Genomic DNA, 750 nt, shown 5'->3' on the forward strand with positions numbered 1-750 from the left:
AAACTTATCGAAGCTGGCACATGCTGGAGATAACATCACCATATCGCCCGCGACTAGCTGCGGTGATAGCGTTTCGATAACCTGTTGCATGGTGTCGAACTTCTGCGCCGATGGATGCAGAGGCATAAATTGATCGGCATCTTCACCAAAGCAGCACAGTTGCACGCGAGCAATATTGTTAAGCACTGGCGCAAGCTCACTAAAGTCTGCACCTTTTCCCACGCCACCGACTAGCAGATAAAGCGTGCCTTGACACTCTAATCCAGACAGTGCCGCCAGTGTGCTTGCAACGTTGGTTGCTTTCGAGTCATTCACCCATTTCACGTTGCGCTTATCGGCAACCACCTGACAGCGATGCGTGAGGCCGTTGTATGCCTTCAAAGACTCAAGGCTGAGTGTGTAATCGACATTGGCCAACTTTAATAGAGCCAGAGAAACCAATGCATTCGATACATTGTGACGACCAACCAGAGTGAGGTCTTGGCTGCGAATAACTGGCACACCATGATCAATGAGCCACTCTTCGCCATCAATCACATCAACGCCGAACTCTTGGTTATCGAAACCGAAGGTGACAACAGGCTGAGAATCGACTGGATACGTTTCGCGATCATCACGGTTTACTAAAGCGTGTTGCTACGCGTTTATTGGCATTACGCTTCATGAAAGAAGTTGATGAGCTAACGAAAGAAAGTTGTGAAAAGGTATTGGGCCAAAAAGCTTGGAAGCTACTATGGTTGAAACTAGAAA

1 pseudogene is annotated in these 750 nt (G+C 48.0%); it reads right to left on the reverse strand.

Going from position 1 to position 750, the window contains the following annotated elements:
• Positions 1–636: pseudogene (locus tag KIV40_RS33035) on the reverse strand (glutamate ligase domain-containing protein); the annotation flags it as partial.
• Positions 637–750 lie beyond the last annotated feature (114 nt).

It is taken from the genome of Vibrio sp. D173a, from assembly GCF_030248475.1.